Here is a 19,996-nt window from a genome sequence, read left to right on the forward strand (position 1 = left end):
CGGTTAGTTTAAAAATAGTAATGATTGGTTCAATTGAAAGATGATTCGATGTCATCTTATACATAAAAATGAACATTTCATTGATGAAAATGTTTGAAAGTTACTTTATCACAGATATGTCTATAGAAAATTACGATGTTATTATAATCGGTGGAAATATGATCGGTTCTGCTTTAGCGATTGGATTGGCTAAATCAGATTGGAACGTTTTAGTAATAGAAAAAAAAAAATTAGTTTATTCTTCTTTTGAAGAGTATCCATATTTTAATGTGTCTTCAATTAATCTTTCTTCAGTTTCTTTGTTAAAAAAAATAGGAGTATGGAAGAATCTGATACACTCTAGAGTGACTCAAAATACAGTATTAGAGGTATGGGAAAATTGGAATTTTCGATTAACATTCAGAGCAAGTCATTTTGGTTTGAAAAATTTTGGATATATAGTCGAAAATAGAAATTTACAATTTGCTCTTCAAAAAGAGATAACATCTTGCAAAAACATTAAGTTCTTACATTCTATAAGATTAACTAATCTTTTTAGAAGGAAAAACAGCTGGGAAGTTCATTTAAGCGATAATCAAATGTTATCTACTAATCTTATCGTCGGAGCAGATGGTCCTATGTCAACAGTGAGATGGTTATCTAAAATAAGAAGGATAAAATATGGGGAAAAATTGTATTGTATTTTGATGAAGGTTCAAACAAAGCAAAAAATAAACAAACATTCTATTTGGCAGAAATTTTTTTCTGAAGGCCCTATTGCATTTCTCCCTCTTTTTAAGAACAGGGATTGTTTAATATTGCATGGAAAACGTCAGAAAATAGAATCTTTATGCAAGATGTCTGTAAAATCGTTGGAAAAATATCTTCTTTTAAAAATTCCAGAAAAACTAAAAAAAATAGAGATATTTGAAAAAAAGATGGTTTATTTTAGAAGATTTCATGCAAAATCTTATTTTAAAGAAGGTTTAGTAATAATAGGAGACGCTGCACATGTTATCCATCCATTGGTCGGTCAAGGATTGAACTTAGGATATAAAGATGTTGAAAGATTGCTAAGTTTTCTTACTTCTTATAAAGATAAGGGTATCTGCTTTTATTCTAAAGGTATGTTATCAGAATATCAGGACAGCAGGTTGTTTGATAACTACATTATGCAACTCTCTACTGAGATGATCTATCGATTATTTTCTTCTAAAAATTATTGGATTAAAAAGATAAGAAATGAACTGTTAAAATTAATCAATCGATCTGATTTGATTAAAAAGATAATTGTTCAATATGCTTCTGAATAACCTTCATATTTCATGATCTCTTGAATGAATTAAATTATAATATTTTAAAATATCTTACCATGAACTTTCGAAGGTATTTAATTGATGTAAAAAGAAAACTTGAAACAATTCAGCATGTCATAAGAGTTCTAAATTAAAAATTAGATAGATCGAATCAAAAGTATTAATAAAACTTCATATCATCGTATCTAACAGCATTCAATATATGAAGCCATAGTATATCAATGTTTTTAAATGAGTTTTAATTAATCTAAAAAGAAGGATAAACACCATGATATTTATTAACGCAGAAATTCGAACAGATAAAGGAAAAATATATAATCGAAAATTAAAAAAGAAAAATGAAATACCAGCCATCTTGCACACAGTACATATGAAAGATTATTTGGTAAAAATACATGATAAAGAAGTTTTTAAATTGGAAAAAAGTTTAAAATATAACAATCCTTTCTTGATGAGACTTCTTTCTATCAAAGAAGAGATAAACGAAATTAAAGTTCTAATTAAAGAGGTTCAACGTGATCCTTGCAACGGAAAAATTATACATATAAATTTTCTTGAAATTCTTAATTAATGAACTCTTCTCACTTTATAATTATTATAAAGTGGTAAAATTACTTTAAAAATGGAAGCAACATCCTCTATTTTCTGTAAAAAATTAAAGGGTTCTCCAAAACAATGCCGGCTACCGGAATCGAACTGGTGACCTACTGATTACAAGTCAGTTGCTCTACCTTACTGAGCTAAGCCGGCTTTTTGTGAGAAATACAATGAATTATAATTAAATATAAATTTCTTTAAAAATCATGCAATAAAGAGCTCATATTTCGAAAATCTAAATATTTTAGAATACTAATTTTGTTAATATGTTTTATATGAAACATCTGAAATTTAATTTTTCAGGTAAAATCCATAATAAATCAAACAATAGCAAGTAATTTCCATTAAATTCATGATATATTACAGATTCCGGAGACGATTTGATTTTCTACTTTACGAATTAAAATAATACCTTTAGTATTTCTTTTAAATACATTGATATCCCCAGCTGATATTCTAATCAACATTCCTGAATTCGTAAAGATGATAGCTTGATCACTCCTAGAAATTTGAATCGCACCAACTATGTTTCCGTTCCTTTTGTCATTTTTAATCACAGAAACTCCACGAATAAAACGAGATTTTTTTAAATAATCAGATTCTCTAGTTCTATTTCCATATCCGTTTTCAGTAATCGTCAAGATGTCCTTTCCTTTTCTCACAACAATCATAGAAACAAGTTTTTCATCTTTTTGAATTTTAACACCCATTACGCCCATCGATTTTCTTCCAGTAAGACGAATTGAATTTTCTGAAAATCTAATCGCTTTAGAAGAAGAAGTAAGAAGGATAATCTCGCTTTTCTTCTTTATTGATTTCATTGAAATTACTTCATCGTCTTTATTAAGATTAATTATGATGATCCCGTTTTTTTTAGAATTTGTTAAAAACTCTATTGGAATTTTCTTTACTAATCCCATCAACGTAGCGATTAAAATGTAATTTCTTCTTTTGAAATTTTGTAGAGAAAATATAGATGTAATTCTTTCCCCTTCTTTCATAGATAAGAAATTCACTATCGGTTTTCCTAATGAAAATCTACTGGATTCTGGTAATCGATAGACTTTTATTGAAAAAATTCTCCCTAGGTTAGACATGCACAATATGTTATCATGGGTATCAGTTATTAAAAGACATTTTACGAAATCGTTTTCTTTTAATCGAACTGAAGATTTTCCTTTTCCACCTCTCTTTTGAACATCATACTCGGAAAGAGATTGAAACTTGACATATCCTTGATTCGATAATGTAACGATAACCTTCCTTTTTTTAATGAGATCTTCATGACTAATCTTGTTGTTATCCTCAATAATTTTTGTTCTTCTTTTATCTCGATATTGGTCCTTTATATAAATCAACTCATTTTTGATAATTTCCATTAATCGATCTGGTTTTTTAAGAATTTGAACCAAAGATATAAATTCCCTATTTAATGTGGAATATTCTTCAAATATTTTATCTTTCTCCAAATTTGTCAATTTTTGTAATTTTATATCTAATATTGTTTGTGCTTGTTCTTCATTAAATTGATAATAATCGTCTTTAAAATTATTCAAGTTATCTTTAGATAAAATCATCCAATCCCTTCTTGTTAATAGGATCTGATCAATATCCTCCTCTTTAAAAGTATCTCTTAATTTCCAACGATAAGATATCAAATATGATAAAGCTTCTTTTGGAGTGTTCGATCTTTTAATTAAATCGATAATGAAATCAATATTTTGTAGAGAAATAATCATCGCTTCTAGAGAAAGTATCCTTTTTTTAATTTGATCTGATTCAAACATTGTTCTTTTAATAACTATTTCTTTTCTGTAATCAATAAAAGAAGAGATAATTTTCTTTAAATTTAAAAGAGTAGGTTGACCTTTTAACAAAGCAATCATGTTAATGTTAACCGATGTTTGTAACTGTGTAAGAGCGTATAAATTGTTTAATACCAAACTTGCTTCTGATTCTCTTTTAAGCTCTATAACAACTCTCATTCCATCTTTATCTGATTCATCCCTAACTTCATGAATTCCATCTATCTTTCTTTCCTTAACCAGCTCTATAACTTTTTCAATTAACTTGACTTTATTAATTTGGTAAGGAATCTCCTTTATTATTATGGAGGATCTATTATTTTTCTTATCATATTCTGTTTTGGTAAATGCACGAACTTGAATCGTTCCTTTTCCTGTTCGATATATATTGACTATTTTTTCTTTTTTGTCGTATATCGTAGCAGCCGTTGGAAAATCTGGTCCTTGAATATGTTCTAATAGTTCTTCAGTTCGTATATCCTTGTTGTCAATGTAGGCAAGACAAGCGTCAATCACTTCTCCTATGTTGTGTGGAGGGATGTTTGTTGTCATTCCAACTGCAATTCCAGACGATCCATTAATTAGCAAATTTGGAATTTTAGTTGGCATAACATCCGGCATTTTTTCATTTCCATCATAGTTATTTACAAAATTTACTGTATCTTTTTCCAAATCCTCTAATAGTTCTTGTGCTATTTTTGACATTCTAATTTCTGTGTATCGCATGGCTGCGGCAGAGTCTCCATCGACTGATCCAAAATTTCCTTGTCCATCTATTAACGTGTATCTCATAGAAAAAGGTTGAGCTAAACGAACTATTGCATCATACACCGATCCATCTCCATGAGGATGATATTTACCAATAACATCTCCAACTATTCGAGCAGATTTCTTATAAGGTCTGTTCCAATTATTTCCAAGTTTACTCATTGCATATAAAACTCTTCTATGAACTGGTTTTAATCCATCTCTAACATCCGGAAGAGCTCTTCCAACAATTACAGACATAGCGTAATCTAAATAAGAATGTTTTAGTTCTTCTTCAATGCTAATTGATGATACTTCTCTGAATATGTTGTTCACAAATAAGTCCTATGCGATTTTGTTGACCGAAATAAAATATATGAAACATCTTTTCATTGTGGAATGAAACATAGATGAAATTTTTAATTATACTATAATATTAGATAATTTATCTAAGTAATGTGAAAAATATTTTATGTTTAGAAATAAAACAAGTTATGAAGAAAATGTAAATTTCGATGAAGTTAAAATTTTTGACGATTCTTGCAGGGATTTTTATAAAAAAACAGGAATGTACTTTTTTTTATATAAAATAAATACATTACGTTTAAAGTTCATATCAAACTACTGTAACGGATTTTTCGGAAAAAAGATACTTGATATTGGGTGTGGTGGAGGAATCTTGACAGAGAGCATGTTTAAAAAAGGAGGGATTGTAACAGGAATCGATGTATCGAAAAAAATGTTGAAAGTTGCTAGATTGCAAGCAATTGAAAAGAAAATGAAAATCAAGTATCTATTAGAAACTGCAGAACAACATTCAAAAAATAATGCTCATAAATATGATATAATAACCTGTATGGAAGTTTTAGAGCATGTTCCAAAACCTAAAAGTATAGTTTTATCTTGTGATAAATTAATAAAAAAAGGAGGACATGTATTTTTTTCTACGATTAATAGAAATATAAAATCTTGGGTTTCTCTGATCTTTTTTGCTGAGAAAGTTCTGAATATTTTTCCTAGAAATACCCATAAAATAAACAAATTTATCCTACCTTGCGAATTATTGGGATGGATCGATCAAACTAATATGAGAGAAAAACACATCACCGGATTAGGTTATAATTTTTTCTTGAATAAGTTTTATTTTAGAAAAAGTTTAGATATTAATTATATAATTCATGTCGTTTCCTATTAATTTTTACAATCTTTACAAGATCGATTAAAGAATTTAACTACTGTTTTTATTGATTCATTTAACCCTTTTCTAAATTTTAATCTTCCTTTATGCTTTTTGATATAATTTCAATCGGTCATTCCGAAAGAACAACTAATTTCATAAATTTTTAGATAAAAGATGCTTTTTTTTTAAAAAAAAGATTAATTGTACCTTAATGCGTACTACCGATTTTTTTTTGTAAAAACATCGATTAACGTTATGCTAATTTAATTTAATTCATGAAACAAAATTTTTTAGTCACTAAAAGAAATGGGATCTTAGAAAAGATGGATCTTAAAAAAATAAGAAAATTGATCACTTTATCAGCGGATGGATTACAAGGAATTTCTATTACTGAAATACAGCGTCTCTCCTTTATACAATTTTATAACAAAATCAAAACTTCTTCTATTCATCAGATCATCATTAAAACATCTGCGGATTTAATATCCACAAAAATACCTGATTATCAATATCTTTCTGCTAGATTAGCGATCTCTTATTTAAGAAAAGATGCATATGGTCAGTTCAACCCTCCAAAGTTATATCAACATGTTAAAAAGATGGTTAAAATTGGAAAATATGATCGAAGGTTGTTGACGAACTATTCCGTGGAAGAATTTCAAAAGATGGATAAATTTATCAATCATTTCAGAGATATGAACTTTTGTTACGCAGCTGTTAAACAGCTAGAAGGAAAGTATTTAGTTAAAGATCGAACTACCGGAAAGATTTATGAAAGTGCTCAATTTCTTTATATTCTAGTTTCTGCTTGCCTTTTTTCCGTTTATCCTAAGGATATCAGGTTAATGTATATAAAACGTTTTTACGATGCAATTTCTACTTTCAAAATATCCCTACCAACTCCAATTATGGCAGGAATTAGAACTCCCACTCGTCAATTTAGTTCATGTGTTCTGATAGAATGTGATGACGACCTGGATTCTATAAATGCTACTGCTAGTTCTATTGTTAAGTATGTTTCACAACGTGCTGGAATAGGGATCAATGTAGGTCGTATTCGCGCGATTGGCAGTCCTATCAGGAACGGTGAAGCATTCCATACTGGATGTATACCATTTTATAAATACTTTCAATCTGCTGTTAAATCATGTTCTCAAGGAGGGGTTCGTGGAGGGGCAGCGACTTTGTTTTATCCTATATGGCATCTCGAAATTGAAAGTTTATTAGTTTTAAAAAATAATAGAGGTGTCGAAAGTAATCGAGTACGTCATCTAGATTATGCTGTTCAAATCAACAGATTAATGTACGAAAGATTGATCAGAGGAGAGGAAATCACGTTATTTAGTCCATCTGATGTTCCAGATTTATACTCTTCTTTTTTCTCAGATCAAATTGAATTTGAAAATCTTTATAAAAAATATGAGTTAGACCGAAGTATTCGTAAAAAAAAAATAAGAGCAATAGAGTTATTCTCTAAGATGATGCAAGAAAGAGCTTCTACAGGAAGAACATATATTCAAAATGTTGATCATTGTAATACTCATAGTCCATTTAATGCAAAAGTCGCTCCAATTCGGCAATCAAATCTTTGTCTAGAAGTTCTTTTGCCGACCAATCCGTTATATGATATTAATGATAAAGAAGGAGAAATTGCTTTATGTACTCTTTCGGCGTTTAATCTTGGAGAAATCCATTCTTTAGAGGAATTAGAAGAACTATCCGTTTTGATCGTCAGAGCCTTGGATGCATTATTAGATTATCAAGATTATCCAATACTTGCGGCCAGAAAAAGCTCAATTAATCGTCGTACGTTGGGAGTCGGGGTCATAAATTATGCTTATTATTTAGCCAAGAATCAGGTAAAATATTCAGATAATAGTGCAAATAATTTGACACATAGAACATTTGAAGCTATTCAATACTATCTTTTGAAAGCTTCAAATGAATTGGCGAGAGAGAAAGGAGCTTGCTCTTGGTTTCAACAAACAACATATTCAAAAGGTATTCTTCCAATAGATAGTTATAAACGATCATTAGATCAACTAACTTCTGAACCTTTGCATTATGATTGGAATTCTTTAAGAAAAAAAATACAGAAATATGGTTTGAGAAACTCTACATTATCAGCGGTTATGCCATCTGAAACATCTTCACAAATTTCTAATGCGACTAATGGAATAGAACCACCTAGAGGATTTATGAGCATAAAAGTATCGAAGGATGGTATTTTACGTCAGGTTGTACCGGAATATCATAAACTTAAAGAAAGCTACGAATTACTATGGCAGATGCCAGATAATACAGGATATTTACAGTTGGTTGGGATCATACAAAAATTTATTGATCAATCTATTTCAGCGAACACTAATTACGACCCTTCTAAATTTCATGATAATAAAGTGCCAATGAGTGTCCTATTGAGGGATTTATTATTGGCATATAAATATGGAATTAAGACACTTTATTATCATAATACTCGAGATGGATCTGATAAGATACAAGAAAGATCAGAAAGTATTGTGGAACATGGTATTGATGAAAATTGTAGCGGTAATGCCTGTAAAGTTTAAAGAGGGAGTATGTACACAGTTTTTTCAAAAAAAAAAAATAATTCGTTGAACGAACCGATGTTCTTCGGAAATCATGTTAACATATCTAGGTTTGATCAACAAAAATATAAAATATTTGAGAATTTAACTGAAAAACAGTTGTCATTTTTTTGGAGACCGCGGAAGAAATTGATATCTCAAAAGATAGAATTGATTATCGATCATTAAAATGTCATGAAAAACATTTATTCGTTAGAAATTTACAATACCAAATTCTTCTGGATTCCATCCAATCGAGAAGTCCAAACTGTGCATTTTTACCAATCGTATCTCTTCCAGAAGTCGAAAGCTGGATAGAAACTTGGTCATTTTCTGAAACAATTCATTCTAGATCTTATACACATATCATTCGAAATATTATGGATGATCCTTCTATAGTTTTTGATCAGATTATGTTCAATAAGGAAATTATTGACAGAGCGAAAGATATTTCTTTCTATTATGATAATTTGATAAATCTGATCAATTTATACCAAATGTTCGGGGAAGGTGTCTATAGAATACATGGAAAGAAAGTTATCGTTTCTTTAAGAGAATTAAAGAAATCTCTGTATTTATGTTTGATCAATGTAAATGCGTTGGAATCCATTCGATTTTATGTGAGTTTTGCATGTTCATTTGCGTTTGCAGAAATGGAGTTGATGGAAGGGAATGCAAAGATCATCAAATTGATTGCTAGAGATGAAGCTCTTCATGTCACTGGAACTCAACACATTATCAGTATTATGCAATCTTCAAAAGAAGATGTCGAGATGGCTGAAATTTCAAAAGAATGTATTCCAATTTGTCAAAATATTTTTTTAAAAGTAGCAAACCAGGAAAAAAAATGGGCTAGGTATCTCTTCTCAAATGGAAACTTGATCGGATTAAATCAGAAGATCTTGCAGGAATATATAGAATATATTACAGAAATTAGAATGAGAGCAGTAGGGTTAAAGCGAGATATGATCAGAAAGAATAATCCGATCCCATGGATTAATACATGGTTATCTTCAGACAACGTACAATCTGCTCCACAAGAAACTGAGATAAGTTCTTACTTAGTAGGACAGGTAGATGTACAAGTAGATTTAAATGAGCTAAGTAATTTTGAACTTTAAAAGAAATGAAGTTTTTTAAAATTTTTCTTGAGAAAAATCAATTTTTTTTTATTCAGAAATACACAAAAGCATTTTGGAAGTTTTAAAAAACAATAATTTTCCGATTGAATATCAATGCCAATCTGGTTTTTGTGGATTTTGCAAGGTTCATTTAAAGAAAGGAAGGATAATTTATAGAAAACGTCCACTAGCTTTTTTACAATCCAGGGAGATACTGACTTGCAGTTGTAAACCAATAGAAAATATTATTATAGAAATCTATTAATGACGACTTCTTTGTATTTTTCATAAAAGATTTTTAAGTTCTAAAAGATATGACAGATCGATTTCATTTTTAAAAATGTATATTCGTAATTCAGGTGAACTTTATAAAATAATGTTGAACATTGCAGTATGAATGGATCTTTAAAAATATTTCTATCTTGGTAATATTTTATTGTTCTAATAATCAAACGATCCTTTTTGGGATGATTAACTCTGTTTTTATATTATAAATAATTCATGATGACTGTATTATACTTCGATTGATGTGAAAATATTTTAAAATATCTCATTTTTGAAAGGATTTTTTAATATTTTATGGATGATCTATGTCAATATCATTTGCTTGATGATCATTAATTTATCTGGAATATCCAGATTGGCTTTATATATTGTAAAATTTTGTCATCAATGTTCTGTAGTATGTTTTAGCTCTTTATTCTTTAAAGGACAAACGTCATACGTTTTCCTTGTAGTAAGGATTGATAGACACATCTTCAAACTGTTCATTTTAGGTTTTTAAAAGTAATATCGTATAGATCATTATTAAATTCTGCGAGAACTCATTATCATGACGGTTTTTTCAAGGAATAAAAAATATAATTTCGAAGGAGAATCGTTATTAATAGTTGATGGATCATTTCACTTATATAGGTCGTATTACGCTTTTTCTTTTTTAGTTAATGAAAAATCATTTCAAACTGGTGCTATATACGGTTTCATCAAAACTTTACGTATGTTAATTTTAAACTATGAACCTACTTATGTAACGGTTGTATTTGATTCTAAAGAGAAGGGATTTAGAAGAAAATTATTTAATTCATACAAATGTAATAGACCAAAAACACCAGATGATTTGATCGTTCAAATCGATCCTCTAAAATTGATGATTCAATTAATGGGTGTTCCGGTAGTAACTGTTCCGAAAGCAGAAGGGGACGATGTGATAGGTTCTTTAGTTTATAGGTCCATTCGTCATGAAAATATTACAATTCTGATTAGCACTGGAGATAAAGATTTAGCGCAGCTTGTAAAAAAAAATGTTCTCTTGATAGATCCTTTGCGAAATATTCTTGGTCCAGAAGAGATATTTAATAAATATGGAGTTTATCCGAACTTGATAGCTGATTTTTTCGCTTTAGCTGGAGATCGGTCAGATAACATTCCAGGAATTCCTGGAGTTGGAAAAAAAACAGCTGTAAATCTGTTGAATCAGATCGGGCCGATAAAGAAGATATATCAGAATTTGTCGAAAATCGATTTTTTACAGATGAGAAGTCCGGGAAAAATCAGAGAAACTTTATTGAATAATCAAGATACGGCTATTCTTTTTCGTAAGATCACTACAATTGTTAAAAATTTAGATTTAACCCAATGTTATTCAAACTTATCCATAAAAAACCCAAATTCGATTGTTTTAAAAAGTTTATTTATCGATTACGGATTTAAAAAATGGCTCTCTTACTCGAGATCAAAGGATTGGTTCCTATATCAAGATAAAACCAAATCTGTTTTAAACTTATTTTTTGGAAGAGTTGTTTAACATATTTGAAACATTGAAAACTTGTATGTTGTAATATCGTAAGATTGATTTTCATTAGAGAAGCTCGAAAAATTTAATTGGATGAAGATTTTGTCAAAAACGGATGTTTTTTTTTACGATTAGTTTAATATATGAATTAGGTATCTTCACGTATCTGCTACGATTTTGATCTATCTTTTATATATTTGTGTAAAACATCTTTAATGGATATCTTTATCATTGATTGCAAAAGCTGTTGGAAAATCTAAAAACTTTATTTTTAACATATTTTTTTGGACGATATATATTAACTGTATNAGTTAACAATAAGATATTTAAGATGAGATAAACTTTCATTTCGTTGATCAGAGGGTTAACACCTTCATAAATCGTTGAATCAAATTTGATTCATTCTAACAAGATATGTTTAAATTCAAAAAGTTGATACATTTAAAAATTGTAAGGAAGATACTCTCTATCCTTTGGACGAAGGATGTTTGACATAAAGATGATCAAACTTAAATGTATCGTAAAAAATTAAGATTTTTGTAAGATATAGTTTATGAAGATGTTAAAATATGATTGATATTGCGAACTTGTGAAGAAATGAATTGGAGATTCTTACAGAATGTTTTCAACGTTGATTTATAAATACTTTTTAAAATTAATATGGATCTCGTAAAGGTCATTCGTGGAGGAATAGATTACAAATAACATCGAGTATGATCGATGTTTTGTTCGTATAAAATGATTCAACCTTGATCTTAAAAGAGACGATCAAAATAATAAATAAGAATCGTAATCCGTAAAAATTGATTTTCACCTTCTCTTATGGGGGATAAATGTAATGTTTGATAACGTTTAATATCTTTCCTAGACGATGATAGAGAGCTGAAGTTAAATGTTAAAGTTATGATATATTGAATTTCGATGAATTTACAATACGTTTCAAGAACGTTGATCTTGGAAAATCGTGTGTTCTTTTCATGTTTTTTAAGAATGTACGTTACAAATAATGTAACTTAAATAAGATAAGAGATGTATGGTCTTCCTAGAAGGAGATATCAATTTGAAATACAACCTTTATATATTTTAAGTAGAATAACATCCATCATGAACTAAATATGTTGTTAATTATAGATAACTATGATTCTTTCACCTATAATTTGTATCAGTATTTTTTAGAATTAAAGGTTGAAGTAGTCGTAAGAAAAAATGATTCGATTGATATTCAATGGATCTCAAAATTGTCACCTTCCCATATAGTTATTTCTCCTGGTCCTTGTTCGCCTGAAAAAACTGGTATTTCTAGGCGAGTTATAATGAATTTTTCAGGAAAAATTCCAATACTTGGTGTATGTATCGGTCATCAAGCGATCGGACAGGTTTTTGGCGCTTCGATAGTAAAGGCTAAAAAACCGATCCATGGAAAATCTTCAAAGATATATCATCGCGAACAAGGAGTTCTCAAAGGGATTGAACGATCTTTTATGGTAGCTAGATATCATTCTTTAGTTATCGATCTCAAATCCTTGCCTTCTATTTTAGAGGTTACATCTTGGACGAGGGATGAGTTTGGTGACATCGATGAAATTATGGGGATTCGTCATAAAAGGTTCCCAACAGAAGGGATACAGTATCATCCGGAAAGTATATTGACTGAGAACGGATATAAAATACTGCAGAATTTTATTAATTATTAAACAACAAACTTAACGAAAGAACTGTTCGTAACTTTTATGAATGTTTTATAAAAAACAGGATCCATGATGGAATCTTAAATCGACGTTCAATGTTTCATCATATACTGAGTCAGTTATAATTGGTCTTATGATAAGAGGAAGAGAGAATGTTCGCAGCTCTTGTGTCAATTAGAGATATCAGGTCCATACGAAGATAATTCAATGATACCAGTATCAATACGATCACTATACAGGAAAAATAATCTCCGTTACAACTCGAAGTAATCTTGTTCACTCTGAAAATGATCGGTCTTATCAACAAATTTAACGTTTCTGATAAAGGGTAATTCATGTTTTTTTTCCAGTTGAACAAAATCTTTCCGATTACTATCCAAAAGATTACTTTTCCAAAGTAGGTAAACAATTGAATCAAGCTAATTATCAAAATAGATATTTTGTTGATCAGATGAATATAATTTTCCATCCAAAAAGTAAATATCATGTGAGCGATAACGAACATATACGACGTGATTAGGGAGGATATTTTTTTTTCAAGCAATGTGTTTATTGGAAATATTGAGTATATTTTTTCGTATATGAAATCTGTCGATTTGTAGACGAAATGAAAAAACATGTTTTTAACATTTATATCGTTCCACTGTATCCAGAATCTCAGTAAGAATAAAATAATATAGAATTGAGTGATCGAAGGGATAATAAAATTTAAAAACTGCATGACTTTCTCCGAAGATTTGTAAGATCATATTGTATGATTATTCTATTTCGATAAGAAATAACGATGTTGTACCTACTAAACTTTTTAGAACCCTCTTAGGGTATCATAAAATTTCATATATAACTTCGTTGGAAACAATAATTCTAAAATTTGACAGATACGTATTAACTTTCGTTATTTCATCCAATCTTTGATTGGATTCTCATACAATCCATGCTTTTATTTGGTGAATCTTGTACTTTTAAGATAGCACATTCTTTCAACATATTTTGATATTCTATAAATCACTTGTTGATCTACTCCATCGTTCTACCCATACATGTGACGTATCGTATTTTTGTATTCCTTTTATATGGAAGATCTATCTCGTATGATACTTCTAAATATTTATGAAATCTTTGAAACTTTCCATGAAAGGTATAGCATTTAGTAGCTTTTTCGATGATTTAATTTAAAAAAACTTATAAAAATTCAACTTGACTTTTCGTCATCGTTGATAAAAACGATCGCAATATACTGCGATTGTTGAAGGATAGTAGTGTAATTGAGAAAGGTAAAACTTTTAAATAATCCTTTTGCATTAAGTATTTCCATATTGATTAGAAATTTTACATATATCTATTCCGATTAAGGACGCAGCTTCTTTCCACCTTTCCATGATTGGTGTATGAAAGATGATTTCACTATTTGCTTCAACAGTCAACCAGTTATTTTTCATCATTTCTTTTTCTAACTGTCCATTTTCCCAACCGGAATAACCCAACGCAACTAATGTTTTCTCTGGTTGATTATCTGTCCCAAGACTTTCTAAAATATCTTTTGAAGTTGTAATCATAATCTCATCGGACAATTGTAATGTTGAATTAAATCGTTTTTGAGGAGAATGTAATATGAATCCATGTGCTTCCGCTAAAGGTCCTCCAGAAAAGACGATCTGATTGAGATCTCTTTTCTTTTCTTTCTTAAGAGGTTTAATATTCAAATTATACAATATATTGTTAATTGAAATCTGTTCGATTGGTTTATTGATCATTAATCCCATTGCTCCTTTATCATTATGTTCACAGATATATATCACCGACCTCTGAAAATAAGGATCTACTAACATGGGCATTGCGATAAGGAAATGATTTCGTAAATTCATGTAACTAACTATTTTGATTGTAGTTTATTTTTATAACTGAATTAATTATAAGATTAATTTCACTGCGTATCGTATTTATATTTGACTTTTAATATTAACTTAATCTACAGTATTTCTCATCGATAATTCTAGTTCAATTTCGTCGAACAAAAGTTGAGTAATCGAATATTTATTAATGTGCGACTCAATCTCACGAATGCAGGTTGGACTAGTTATATTGATTTCAATTAATTTATTTCCGATAACATCAATTCCTGCAAAAAATATCCCTTCTTTTTTCAGGAAACATGCTATTTCCTTGGCAATTCTCCAGTCATCTCTTTGTAACGATCTAACTTTTCCGATACCGCCGGATGAAAGGTTAGCCCGGACATTGTTTTCTTTTGGTATTCTAGCGAGACAATATGGAACGACTTTCCCATTGATAATTAGAATTCTTTTATCCCCATTTTTCGTCACATCTGCAACATACTTTTGCATAATACAGAAAACATTTTCTTTTTTCGTAACAGTCTCAATCACGGTTCTTGCATTAAAATTATTTTTATCTAATCTAAATACTGATTCTCCTCCCATTCTTCCAAGAGGTTTAATAACGACATCTTGGTTCTCTTCATAAAAATTAAGTAATTTTTTGTGATCTCTAGAAACTATTGTATTCGGAGTTAAATGAGTAAAAAGATTGGCACAGATTTTTTCGTCATGGTTTCTCAAGCTTTTAGGACGATTAATCACCATAGTTCCATCTCGTTCTGCTCTTTCTAAAATATGTGTTGCATAAATGTACTCCATATTATATGGAGGATCTTTTCTCATCAGAATTACGTTCAGTTTTTTTAATGATATATCTTTTTTTTTATTTATCTCAAACCATCGGTTCTCCCTATCTTCGATATTTTCAATTATTTTAGCAGATCCAAATGGCTCGTTATTAATTAAGTAAATATCTTTGACTTCCATATAATATATTTGATATCTTCTTTTATGTGCCTCTAATAACATTGCAAAACTGCTATCTTTTTTAATATTGATATTTTCGATTGAATCCATAACAATTCCTAACCGAATTGAATCATTCATTTTTATTTCTTCCTTTCTTTGATCATATAGTTGATGAGAATATCACTGAGTATGTCTATAAAGATTCGATAAACTAATTTGACAAGAAGTGATTATATTTTATTTTCAACGATTTATTAAAAATTGTCGAGGTATATTGTAATTATTATTCTGATAAAAAAGATTTGATAGTTCTATTCATTTATTTTCGACTCGAATCGATGTAATGAGAAAATAAACGATTTTTCAAAATGATTACTACATAGTGCAAAGAACGTTGAAATAAGTTAGATGAAAACAATCTTATCATACGAAATATATTTTAGAATTAATACATAAAGTTTGAGATATTAAAAAGGAGAATTTATGGATTCTTTAGAAAAAAGTATTTTTTATGAGCTACAGGAAGCGGAAGTGGTATTAAGAACATTTTCAAATAATATAAAAAATATTACATCCATTAAGAATGCTGCCTTATTGATTTGTAAAGCTTTTCAATCGGGACGTAAGATACTTTCTTGCGGTAATGGAGGATCTCATTGTGATGCAATGCACTTTGCAGAAGAATTAACTGGACGTTATCGAGAACATAGGATTGGATATCCTGCAATATCTATTTCAGATTCCAGCTATATTTCTTGCGTAGCAAACGATTATGGATATGATAAAATCTTTTGTAGATACATCGAATCTATCGGTAAGAAAGGAGATGTTTTATTGGCAATCTCCACCTCTGGAAACTCTAAGAATCTTATCGAAGCGGCTAAACAAGCAAAATCTAAGAATATGGGAATCATCAGTTTAACAGGAAGAGACGGCGGTCAACTTAAAAAACTATCTGACGTAGATATAATGGTATCTCATACTGGATATTCTGACAGAGTTCAAGAAGTACATATTAAAATAATACATATTTTAGTTTATCTGATAGAAAGAGAAATGCGTAAAGGACGACATCATCAAATTGATTGATCTAAATGATTTACTGAACCACAACCGATTTCATCCTTTAAGTTAAAAAAACGAATAGGAGATAGATATGGAACAGCTGAACATCGATCATTGTTTAATGGTATTATGAAAGATCGCAGTTTTATGGTACTGAATAATGTAATATCATCGTGTTTTTAGAATTCTTATTGAAAAGATATCTGTCATTTCAAATATCGAACGATAATTCGAATGAATTATTACATAGAATATCTCTCATAACATAATGAGAAGTTTAACAATGACTTACATATGATTATATGAACTTTGAGATCGAACGGATCAGGAGTTTGATAATGATTTTTAATAAGGATAAAATGAAATCAATTGATTTAGTTTTAGATCAAATTGAAAAACAGTTCGGAAAGGGTTCTATCATGAGATTAGGAGAAGATCGATCCATGAAAATAGAAACGATTTCTACTGGTCTGTTATCTCTTGACGTAGCTTTAGGGGTAGGAGGATTACCATTAGGACGAATCGTTGAAATATACGGTCCAGAGTCATCTGGAAAGACAACATTAACTTTACAAATTATTTCTTCAGCACAAAAAGAAAGGAAAACTTGTGCTTTTATTGATGCTGAACATGCTCTTGATCCATCTTATGCAGAAAGGATAGGGGTGGATGTGAACAACTTGTTATGTTCTCAACCAGATAATGGAGAGCAAGCTTTAGAAATTTGCGATACTTTGATTAAATCTGGAACAGTAGATCTAATCGTTATTGATTCAGTCGCTGCTCTGACTCCAAAAGCTGAAATAGATGGAGAGATAGGAGATTCTCACATCGGTTTAGCAGCTCGACTAATGAGTCAAGCCATGCGTAAATTGGCTAGCAATTTAAAAAATTTTAACGTTTTATTGATTTTTATCAATCAAATTCGAATGAAAATAGGTGTAATGTTCGGTAGTTCAGAAATAACAACAGGAGGAAATGCATTAAAATTTTATGCTTCAGTACGATTAGATATCAGAAAAATAGGTTCTGTTAAGAATGGAGATGAAGTGATTGGTAGTGAGACCAGAGTAAAAGTTGTGAAAAACAAAGTTGCTATACCATTCAAACAAACAGAATTTCAAATCCTTTATGGAAAAGGAATCAATGTTCATGGAGAAATTATTGATCTAGCTGTTCAATATAAACTGATCGAGAAATCCGGATCTTGGTATAGTTACAACGGTAAAAAAATTGGACATGGAAAAATGAACGTATCCGATCGTCTAAAGGATGATATAGAGATTTATTCAGAATTGAACAAAAAATTAAGGAATCTAATTTTTAAAAATCGACAAAATGGTTGAATCAAGACTCTGTGAAGTTGACCAATATAAAATATTGAGCTTATGATAAAGATTAATACTCACAAAATTCGTACAATTTTCTTAAAATTCTTTCAGGAGAAAGGTCATCTAATACTTCCAAGTAGTAGTTTAGTTCCAGATAGAAAAGATTCTTCTCTTCTTTTTACGAATGCTGGAATGAATCAATTTAAAAAAAACTTCTTCGATATTAAAAATTCATCTTGTTCTACAAAAGTAGCAACAGCACAACGTTGTATCCGAGCAGGAGGTAGATTTAATGATTTAGAAAACGTTGGGTATACTGGATCACATCATACTTTGTTTGAAATGTTAGGTAATTTCAGTTTTGGTGATTATTTTAAAGATAAAGCTATTCAATACGCTTGGGAATTGTTGACAAGTAGGAAATGGTTCGATATATGTGAAGATCGTATATTCGTCACTGTATACCATTCAGATGAGGAATCTTACGATATATGGACGAATAAGATTGGAATTTCTAGGAATAATATCTTTAAAATACAAGATTATGACGGTTGCAGGTATCGTTCAGAGAATTTTTGGAAAATGGGAGATACCGGTCTATGCGGTCCGAGCACGGAGGTGTTCTATAATTTCGATAATAAAGGTGAATTCGACGGGTCTTTAGAATCGTTCGAAAGAAATAGAGCAAACCTTTTAGAGATATGGAATATAGTTTTTATACAATTTAACTTGAATAGTTTTAATAGATTAGAACAGCTTCCATATTTTTCAATAGATACAGGAATGGGTTTGGAAAGAATGGCTTCTGTGATACAAAACGTTAGATCAAGTTATCAAATAGACATCTTTCAGAAATTGATAGGTTCTATTCGGAGTTGTTTTTCTGAAGTTAATTTTACACGACATACATTAAAGGTGATATCTGATCACATTCGATCCATTGTCCTGATTATTAACGAGAATATCGTGCCAAGTAACGTTGGAAGGGGATATGTTCTGAGAAAAATTATCAGACGAACTATCAGAAAAGCGTACTTAGATGGTATGAGAGAACCATTTCTGTATAAATTAGTTTATCATGTTAAAGATTTATTTGAAGGTTATTTTCAAGATATCAGTATCGATCAAAAACTTACAGAAGATTTGATAAAAAGAGAGGAGAAACAGTTTTTAAATATCTTGTTGATTGGTATAAATTTGCTAAAAAAATTTTTGAAACAATCAAACTACCGTATCATACATGAAAAAGATATATTTTTTTTGTATGATACGCATGGTCTACCAACTGATATATCTATGAAGATATGTCAAGAATATGGGGTTACGATTGATAAAAACAAGTTACAAAAAACTTAGTTTTTATAAATTCATCGACAACAAATATTCCAGAATAGGAATTGTGGCGTATTACTTTTCGAAAATCGTTTTATAGGATATTATGATTTTTCTGAAAGATTTTCCAAGGTGATAGCGATAAAAAAATGAAGAGTACGTTAGAGATCTGAATGTCAAAGATTAAGGAAAAATTATTTTAGATAGGACTGTTTTTTATCTAGAATCAGGAGGTTAGGGGATTGGAGAAAACTATTCAATAAAAATTTCGAATTTTTTGTGACTAACACGATGATAGAAGAAGATCATATCGTTCTGTTGGATTTGTGATGAATGGTTCAGTGTTTATTAACGATAATTTAACGGTGAAAATAGATTGTTCTCATAGAAAATCAATCAGTATTAATCATTCTGATACCTATTTATTGCGTTCTTCTCTTCGGGAGATATTAGGAAATTTCGTTCTTCAACGAGGTTCTTCGATAAAATCTGATCGTTTAACATTCGATTTTTGTTATGGTTAAAAGATTACAGAAGAACAAACATTTCAGATGGAAGAAATGATCAATTCAAAAATTCTAGAAAACTTGTTAGTCCAAATAGAAGAAAAAGAGAAATTTTTGAATATAGAAAAAAGAACAACCCCAT

Annotated in this window: 14 protein-coding genes, 1 tRNA gene and 1 pseudogene; 11 read left to right on the plus strand and 5 right to left on the minus strand. The window is 29.8% G+C overall.

Features of this window, described 5'->3' with window-relative positions; all coding sequences use genetic code 11:
- The first annotated feature begins 83 nt into the window (after positions 1-83).
- Positions 84-1,292 carry an FAD-dependent monooxygenase gene (locus tag AOQ87_RS02315; RefSeq protein WP_185751045.1) on the plus strand — a complete coding sequence of 403 codons (1,209 nt, stop codon included), beginning with the start codon at positions 84-86 and terminating at the stop codon, positions 1,290-1,292.
- A 271-nt stretch (positions 1,293-1,563) separates the two neighbouring features.
- A complete protein-coding gene (locus AOQ87_RS02320) occupies positions 1,564-1,866 on the plus strand; it encodes a hypothetical protein (protein WP_080626655.1) in 303 nt (100 codons plus the stop codon).
- Positions 1,867-1,971: 105 nt separating this feature from the next.
- Here AOQ87_RS02320 and AOQ87_RS02325 read toward each other — a convergent pair.
- Together AOQ87_RS02325 and gyrA are read right to left on the minus strand one after the other, a co-directional pair.
- A tRNA-Thr gene (locus AOQ87_RS02325) sits at positions 1,972-2,045 on the minus strand.
- A 197-nt stretch (positions 2,046-2,242) separates the two neighbouring features.
- Entirely contained in the window at positions 2,243-4,780 is a 2,538-nt protein-coding gene (gene gyrA, locus AOQ87_RS02330; protein WP_039719785.1) for a DNA gyrase subunit A, read from the minus strand.
- Positions 4,781-4,916: 136 nt separating this feature from the next.
- Between gyrA and ubiG the strand changes: the two genes are divergently transcribed.
- From ubiG to AOQ87_RS02360, 6 genes and pseudogenes are all read left to right on the plus strand, one after another.
- A complete protein-coding gene (gene ubiG / locus AOQ87_RS02335) occupies positions 4,917-5,639 on the plus strand; it encodes a bifunctional 2-polyprenyl-6-hydroxyphenol methylase/3-demethylubiquinol 3-O-methyltransferase UbiG (protein WP_080626656.1) in 723 nt (240 codons plus the stop codon).
- Positions 5,640-5,899: 260 nt separating this feature from the next.
- Complete coding sequence (gene nrdA, locus AOQ87_RS02340; RefSeq protein WP_039719787.1) at positions 5,900-8,194, plus strand: class 1a ribonucleoside-diphosphate reductase subunit alpha; 2,295 nt, start codon at positions 5,900-5,902, stop codon at positions 8,192-8,194.
- Between the two features lie 9 nt (positions 8,195-8,203).
- Positions 8,204-9,333 (plus strand): annotated as a pseudogene (nrdB, locus tag AOQ87_RS02345) (class Ia ribonucleoside-diphosphate reductase subunit beta).
- Positions 9,334-9,406: 73 nt separating this feature from the next.
- Positions 9,407-9,598, plus strand: coding sequence for a class I ribonucleotide reductase maintenance protein YfaE (gene yfaE, locus AOQ87_RS02350; protein WP_158000749.1), 192 nt, complete (start codon positions 9,407-9,409; stop codon positions 9,596-9,598).
- A 567-nt stretch (positions 9,599-10,165) separates the two neighbouring features.
- The gene (locus AOQ87_RS02355; RefSeq protein WP_080626658.1) at positions 10,166-11,137 is read left to right on the plus strand and encodes a 5'-3' exonuclease; all 972 of its coding nucleotides are present in this window, start codon (positions 10,166-10,168) and stop codon (positions 11,135-11,137) included.
- A 1,103-nt stretch (positions 11,138-12,240) separates the two neighbouring features.
- Positions 12,241-12,819, plus strand: coding sequence for an anthranilate synthase component II (locus tag AOQ87_RS02360; protein WP_039719790.1), 579 nt, complete (start codon positions 12,241-12,243; stop codon positions 12,817-12,819).
- Positions 12,820-12,928: 109 nt separating this feature from the next.
- Here the strand turns inward: AOQ87_RS02360 and AOQ87_RS02365 are convergent, their stop codons facing one another.
- The 3 genes from AOQ87_RS02365 to gshB form a co-directional block, all read right to left on the minus strand.
- Positions 12,929-13,534 carry a YggT family protein gene (locus tag AOQ87_RS02365; protein WP_080626659.1) on the minus strand — a complete coding sequence of 202 codons (606 nt, stop codon included), beginning with the start codon at positions 13,532-13,534 and terminating at the stop codon, positions 12,929-12,931.
- A gap of 580 nt (positions 13,535-14,114) precedes the next feature.
- Positions 14,115-14,678, minus strand: coding sequence for a YqgE/AlgH family protein (locus tag AOQ87_RS02370; RefSeq protein ID WP_080626660.1), 564 nt, complete (start codon positions 14,676-14,678; stop codon positions 14,115-14,117).
- Between the two features lie 99 nt (positions 14,679-14,777).
- Positions 14,778-15,758, minus strand: a complete 981-nt coding sequence (gshB, locus tag AOQ87_RS02375; protein ID WP_080626661.1) for a glutathione synthase — start codon at positions 15,756-15,758, stop codon at positions 14,778-14,780.
- A gap of 345 nt (positions 15,759-16,103) precedes the next feature.
- On the opposite strand from gshB, the gene lpcA reads away from it, so the two are divergent.
- From lpcA to AOQ87_RS02390, 3 genes are all read left to right on the plus strand, one after another.
- Complete coding sequence (gene lpcA / locus AOQ87_RS02380; RefSeq protein ID WP_080626662.1) at positions 16,104-16,709, plus strand: D-sedoheptulose 7-phosphate isomerase; 606 nt, start codon at positions 16,104-16,106, stop codon at positions 16,707-16,709.
- A gap of 335 nt (positions 16,710-17,044) precedes the next feature.
- Complete coding sequence (recA, locus tag AOQ87_RS02385; protein WP_420885304.1) at positions 17,045-18,031, plus strand: recombinase RecA; 987 nt, start codon at positions 17,045-17,047, stop codon at positions 18,029-18,031.
- A gap of 42 nt (positions 18,032-18,073) precedes the next feature.
- Positions 18,074-19,372, plus strand: coding sequence for an alanine--tRNA ligase-related protein (locus AOQ87_RS02390; protein WP_080626663.1), 1,299 nt, complete (start codon positions 18,074-18,076; stop codon positions 19,370-19,372).
- The last annotated feature ends 624 nt before the right edge of the window (positions 19,373-19,996 follow it).

The sequence above is a fragment of the Candidatus Riesia pediculischaeffi genome, from assembly GCF_002073895.1.
GTDB lineage: Bacteria > Pseudomonadota > Gammaproteobacteria > Enterobacterales > Enterobacteriaceae > Riesia > Riesia pediculischaeffi.